General features: G+C 71.6%; 5 protein-coding genes. 3 read left to right on the top strand and 2 right to left on the bottom strand.

What is annotated here, in order from left to right:
• The first annotated feature begins 150 nt into the window (after positions 1–150).
• The gene (locus ACFYNO_RS36155) at positions 151–432 is read left to right on the top strand and encodes a hypothetical protein (RefSeq protein ID WP_388021838.1); all 282 of its coding nucleotides are present in this window, start codon (positions 151–153) and stop codon (positions 430–432) included.
• A 291-nt stretch (positions 433–723) separates the two neighbouring features.
• Here ACFYNO_RS36155 and ACFYNO_RS36160 read toward each other — a convergent pair whose 3' ends face one another.
• Complete coding sequence (locus ACFYNO_RS36160; protein ID WP_388021840.1) at positions 724–1875, bottom strand: helix-turn-helix domain-containing protein; 1152 nt, start codon at positions 1873–1875, stop codon at positions 724–726.
• A gap of 30 nt (positions 1876–1905) precedes the next feature.
• The gene (locus ACFYNO_RS36165) at positions 1906–3114 is read right to left on the bottom strand and encodes a YncE family protein (RefSeq protein ID WP_388021842.1); all 1209 of its coding nucleotides are present in this window, start codon (positions 3112–3114) and stop codon (positions 1906–1908) included.
• 589 nt (positions 3115–3703) lie between these two features.
• On the opposite strand from ACFYNO_RS36165, the gene ACFYNO_RS36170 reads away from it, so the two are divergent.
• Together ACFYNO_RS36170 and ACFYNO_RS36175 are read left to right on the top strand one after the other, a co-directional pair.
• On the top strand, positions 3704–5512 hold the full coding sequence (locus tag ACFYNO_RS36170; protein ID WP_388021844.1) for an adenylyl cyclase: 1809 nt from the start codon (positions 3704–3706) through the stop codon (positions 5510–5512).
• A gap of 365 nt (positions 5513–5877) precedes the next feature.
• Positions 5878–6084 (top strand): hypothetical protein, encoded by a 207-nt coding sequence (locus ACFYNO_RS36175; protein ID WP_388021846.1) that lies wholly within the window; start codon positions 5878–5880, stop codon positions 6082–6084.
• The last annotated feature ends 185 nt before the right edge of the window (positions 6085–6269 follow it).

Here is a 6269-nt window from a genome sequence, read left to right on the forward strand (position 1 = left end):
TGGGCTTGCATCGCCGACGGGGAAGGGCCTCGCAGGAAGACCTGGTATTTCCCGCTTCGTTGTCCGGGGTGGTTCTCGTTTCGATGTGCGGCCGGGCAGCCGCGGTTCAGCTCCCTGTGGGACGACATCTCCCACGGAGCGCTGGGCGCGGTGATCGTCGCCGGCACCCGGCGTCTGGAAGACAGCTTCCCAGCGATCGACTTCTTCGAGCACCGCGGTGCGCCGTTCGTCGTCGCCGTCGACGAGTTGGACCGCGCGGACCGCTGCAGCCCGAGCGAGGGGACGGAGGCACTCGGCGTGGACGCCGGCGTCCCGGTGCAGTTGTGGGATGCCTGCCGCTGGAATTCGGCCGCACGCATCCTGCCAGTCCTGGTCGGTCATGCCCTGGATACCGCAGCGTCCCACCCCGTCTTCCAAGGAGTGCCGCAGTGACCCACCCCCACCAACGAGTCGAGAATGAGCGGTCCGTGCCCCGGGAGCAGGCCGCCAGGATCGAGCGGATCCGCCGATTCGGCCTGATGCAGATGCCAAACCTGGACCTTGTCGCCGCTGGTGCCGCTGGTGCCGCTGCTTCCGGTGGCGGCGTGGCTGAGCGGGCAAGGGGGTCGCCCCTGAGGGCTTCTGCCACCGCCGGATGCTCGACGCGGTGCGCGGCAACTTCGAGGCGTCAGCCGCTGCGGTGCAGCTCGAACCAGTCACCCAGGGTCGTCCGGCGGTGGGGCGTCAGCTGAGCCAGTGCTCCAGCGCCCAGCGCCAGCGCACGGTGTCCGCGAACCGGCCGGGGCCCGCTGCGGAGGCGGCCGTGTCGCAGCCGGTGGCCTCGGCGAAGCGCCGCAGGCGGTGTTTGACGGTGTTCGAGTGCACGTGGAGGGCGCGCGCGGTGGCGGCGAGCCGGCCGCCGTGGTCGAGGTGGGCCGCAGCGGTCTCGGCGAGCAGGCGGTGTGCGACGTTCCCCGGGTCCAGCTCGGCCAGCAGCTCGATGCCCAGCAACTCGCCCATTCCGGGCACGGCGTCCGCGGCGACGGCGACGGCCAGCTCGGTGAGCCCGGCTCTGCCGGTCCGCCCGCGCCGCCGCCCGGCCTCCAGCGCGGACCGGCAGAGCCGGTAGGCGACGGGCAGCAGGCCGGCCGGCACCGCGGGAGCGGTCACCAGCAGCGCGTCAGCGGCCAGGGCGCCCGCCAACCTGCCGCGCGGTGCCACCACGCAGAGGTGGCCCTCCACCAGCCCCGACACACCGCCGCGCGGGGTCAGTTCGGCGGCGGCCCGGCGCGCCTGGACCGGATCGCCCGAGTCGGCGACCGCGCAGTGGTACACGCCGTCCGCGGCGAGCCCGGCCGCCGCCAACTGCTCGACCGCGCCGTGCACCAGCACCGCGCGCAGGGCCAACAGCCGCGCGGACCGGCTGCCGTCCAGGCTCGCCGCCGCCGCCTGGTAGGCGGCGACCAGCTGGTTCTGCAACTCGCCGGCATAGGCGTCGAGTTCGATGAGCGCCTCGAAGAGCGCCGTCGACGGTACGTCAGCTCCGGTCAGACGGGCCGCAATGATTCGCAGCGTGGCGGTCCGCCCGGCCAGGAAGCCGTCGAGCAGCGCCTCCAGCGAAACTCCCTGCACCGCCCGGTCGATGGCCAGCCGGGCGGCCGACTCGGCATGCTCCCGGGAGAGTCCGGTGCCGTCGGCGACGAAGGCGGCGGACACCACGCCGAGCAGGGCGGCGATGTGGCGCCGGACCTCGCGCGTGGGCAGCGCGGCCACCGGGCCCGAGGCGGTCCGGGCGGCGGCGACGACCTGCGCCAGCACCTCCGGGTCGGCCCGCATCCCCTCGACCACCCGGCGCAGCGCCGACCGTCCGGCCTCGTTGCCCAATCGCCTCGTCACCCCTCCGGTGTCACCCCCGCCCCTGCCGCCCTACCGGGACAGCGCGGCCAATGCGGCCCCGGCCAGCTGCGCGGCCCGCTCGCGCTGCGGGAACACTCCCACCGATACCCGGGCCAGCTCCCTCCCACTCGCGTAGTCCACCACGGAGACCTGGTCGGCCTGGCTGAGCGAGACGAAGCAGTACCTGTCGGCCGGCCCCGCGCTCACGGCCCAGTACGGCAGGCTGCCGACCGGGTAGTCCACCCGGCCGACCGTGCTGAGGCTGGCGGTGTCGACCAGCGCGGTGTAGTCGTCGATGGTGCCGACGTCGCACAGCCGGCTCTGGTCGCCGGAGAGCGCCAGGCCGTGGTGCGCCGAGTTCTTCGGGTAGTTGTCGGGACTCAGGGCATGGCCGGCCACGCTGAACGGCATCGCCACGCTGTCGAGCAGCTTGGAGCTGTCCAGGTCGTACTTGACGAAGCCGTTGAAGTAGGACTCCTGGGCATAGAAGGTGGTGCCGTCCGCGGCGATCACGTTGGGCCGGATCCCGTGCGGGAACGTCCAGGTCTGCACCACGTTCAGCGTCCTGGCGTCCACTTTGGTCAGCCGGAAGCTGCCCTTCATCCACTCCAGGGCCTGCGGAAACATGACCACGCCGATGCTGGAGTTGTAGATGTACCTGCCGTCCGGCGTGAAGTCGTTCTGGTGCGGATAGCTGCCGGTCGGGAAGCTGCCGACCAGCGCACCGGTGGCCGTGTCGAACACCTGAGCCTGGTCGGCGGTGGTGGCGGACACCACCCACCGGGTCCCGTCCGGCGACAGCGCGGCGTGGTCGGCGTGGAAGCCGGCCAGCCGGGTGTGCCATAGCTCCTGACCTGTCGTCAGGTCGAAGGCGGCGGTGTCGTCCAGGTTGCCGCGCGACACGTACAGGGTGTGGCCGTCGGGCGACAGTGCGACGTCGTCCACGAACCGGTCGCCGCCCTCCTGCTGCTTGACGGCCGCGTAACCGGCCTGCTGGATCAAGTCCATCTCGCTGAGCCGCTGCTGCAGGTCCGGGATCACGTCGAAGGTGCCGAGCACGGCGAAGGTCTGGGCGTCCAGGAAGGAGACGGTGCCGGACTGGCTGTTGCCGACCAGCACCACGCTGCGCGGGCCGCCCGTGTCGGCCTGGGCGGTTGCGGTCGCCAGCAGGCCGCCGGCCAGGGTGGCCAGCGCGACGGAGCCGTTCAGCAGACGTGCTCCCATCCAGCGTGTGGGCATGGTGCGCTCCCCTCGTTCGTCCGGCCGCGTTCGTCCGGCCGCGTTCGGGCCGGGGCCCGGCCCGAGTCGCGTCAAGTATGGGCGGGGCGGGTGAGCGCCGGCGATGTCCGGGACCGCCAACGGCGGCCCCCGGCACTGGCGTTCGGGAACAACACGGCCCGGGCTCCAGCACGTTCACCGCATGACGAGCCTCGGACTCGAGGAGCCCGGGACGGCCGTCGTCGCCGCCCCACCACGAGGACCGTTCTTCGTGTTCCGGCAGGTGGCCGGCCGCCGGCTGCCGGCCACCTGCTGCCCGGCGGCAGGCGGGGCTGCGGAACCGCGTCCCGCGGCGCCCGGCACGACGCTGCGGGCCGGGCGCCGCGGGACGCCGACCAGGGCCTGCCCCGGTTGGTGCCCGTCGGTCGACGGTCGCCCGGACTGCGAGCACCTGCCTTCACGTCTTGAACGAAGGCGGGCGGACCTGTCCGTGATCGCGTCCAATCCATTGACGCACTCCTCTCGCCGGTGCTTCACTCTCCCCTCGTGAGAGCGCTCTCTGCTCCACGCCCCTCAAGGCGCCAACTCACCAGCCACTCCTGGGAGAGAAATGTCCGTCGCCCCCAACCGCCGTACAATCCTCCGCGGTTCGGCCGCTCTCGCCGCCGCACTGCCCCTGGCAGGCGCCGTGTCCGCCCTGTCGACCGGAACGGCCGTCGCCGACTCGGCCCGCGCAGCGGCGCTGCCCGATCTCGGTCCCGGCGTCCTGGTCTTCGACCCCTCCATGGGTGATGCCGCGATCCAGGCCCGGCTGGACGACGTCTTCCGCACGCAGCAGTCCAACCAGTTCGGCGGCGAGCGCTACGCCCTGGCGTTCCTGCCCGGCACCTACAACGTCGAAATCAACGTCGGCTTCTACACGCACGTCCTGGGACTCGGCCAGTCGCCCGACGACGTCGTGATCAACGGTCATGTCACCGTGGATGCCCAGTGGTTGGGCGGCAACGGCACGCAGAACTTCTGGCGCGCGGCCGAGAACCTGTGCATCGTGCCGCCGGACGGCCTGGAGCGCTGGGCCGTCGCCCAGGCCGGTCCCATGCGCCGGACGCACGTCAAGGGTGACCTGACGCTGTGGCCCAGCCCGCCCGGCAACCGCTGGTCCAGCGGCGGCTTCCTGGCCGACAGCGTGGTGGACGGCCAGGTCGACTCGGGATCGCAGCAGCAGTGGCTCTCCCGCAACGACCGCTTCGGCAGCTGGACCGGCTCGAACTGGAACATGGTCTTCGTCGGCACCCAGGGCGCTCCGGCCCAGCACTTCCCCAACCCCGCCTGGACCGTGGTCGACCGGACCCCGACGGTGCGTGAGAAGCCGTTCCTGACCGTGGGCCGCGACGGCTCCGCGCGGGTCCTCGTGCCGGCCCTGCGCGCAGACTCCGCCGGACCGACCTGGACTTCCGGCCCCACGGAGGGAGCGGCCGTGCCGCTCTCGCGCTTCCACATCGCCCGGCCCGGCGAGAGTGCCGAGACGATCAACCGCGCGCTGGACCGCGGCCAGCACCTACTCCTCACCCCCGGCGTGTACCCGCTCGCCGCGCCGCTCCGGGTCCGGCGCCCGGGAACCGTGATGCTCGGCCTCGGGCTGGCCACCCTCCAAGCCACGCAAGGGAATTCGCTGATCGAGGTGGCCGACGTCGGCGGCGTCACGATCGCCGGTGTGCTGCTGGAGGCGGCCTCGGCCGGCTCCCCCGTGCTGCTGCGGGTCGGCGACGGGCGCAGCCGGAAGCGCCACTTCGCCGACCCCGCCGCGCTGTTCGACGTGTACGCCCGGATCGGCGGGGCGGTGCCGGGCAGCGCCACCGTCAGCGTGCAGATCGACAGCAACGACGTCATCTGCGACAACCTCTGGCTCTGGCGCGCCGACCACGGCAACGACGGCTCGGTGGGCTGGGCGGTCAACGCCGCCGACACCGGCTTCCTGGTGAACGGCGACGGCGTGACCGCCTACGGCCTGGCCGTCGAGCACTACCAGAAGTACGAGGTGCTCTGGCAGGGCAACCACGGCCGCACGTACTTCTTCCAGAACGAGCACCCCTACGACGTCCCGACGCAGTCCGCCTGGGTGCACGGCGGCACCAGGGGCTACGCCGCCTACAAGGTCGCCGACCCGGTCACCGACCACCAGGCCTGGGGACTGGGCAGTTACTGCTTCTTCGACCTCCAGGCCGACATCTACACCGACCGCGCCTACGAGGTGCCCGACAGGCCGGGAGTGGTCCTCACCGACCTGATGACCGTCTGCCTCAACGGCCCCGGGGGCGGAGGCATCCTGTGCTGCGTCAACGACAGCGGGGACCCGGTGCAGAACGGCTTCGGCACCTTCAACATGAAGCTCTACCGCGACGGCGTCCCCACCGTCTGACCCGGCCGACGGAGCGCACCGGTCCGGCCCCGGGTGACCGGGGCCGGACCGGTCGATCCTGTTCGCCGGCCGGCCACACCGGATCCGCGTGCGCGGCCGGGGGCTTCGCGCCGAGCGGCAGCCGTACGCCGAGCCACCATTCGGCGCCGTAGTCCTCGAACCGGTCGCCTCACCAAGCGCATGGGGCTCCCGGGCGGACGGCCTGCAGCACCTGCTCGCGCAGCCGCTGGGACGCGGACGAGATCCGCGACGACTTGTCCGACCTACGTCGCCGAACACCGTCTCGCTTGTTCATCGTGGTTGTCACTCCAGCGAGGAGCGAAAAATGCCCACGCCGAACGGCTACGCTCGTTAACCTGCCGCCCGTGCCCAACAACGCGAGTCCCGCCGAGACCATGTTCGAACGCTTGCTGTGCTGCATCTGTGGCCAGGACACCGCCGACTCCGAGGACTATGTGCTGCTCGGCATAATCTCCCCCAGTGGTCCTACTCAGCAGTGGCTTGGCGCCCATGCGGAGCACCTCAACGGTGTCCTCGCCCGTGGCTTCTTGGTAGAGGTGCACAAGATGTGACCTCGAGCGCGTGCGTGGAACCGACGCAGGTGACAGATACCGCGACCAGGCGACACCTATCCCGCCCAGTCACCCCTCTCTGTCAGCCTTGGGTGAGACATCCCGCTTTGTCGGGTTAGTAATCCGAACGCCTACGGCGGCACCCTGACGGGTAGAAAATCCGCTGGGGCGTCCGGCTGACGTCG

Source organism: Kitasatospora sp. NPDC006697 (assembly GCF_042869935.1).
In the GTDB taxonomy this organism is placed as follows: domain Bacteria; phylum Actinomycetota; class Actinomycetes; order Streptomycetales; family Streptomycetaceae; genus Kitasatospora.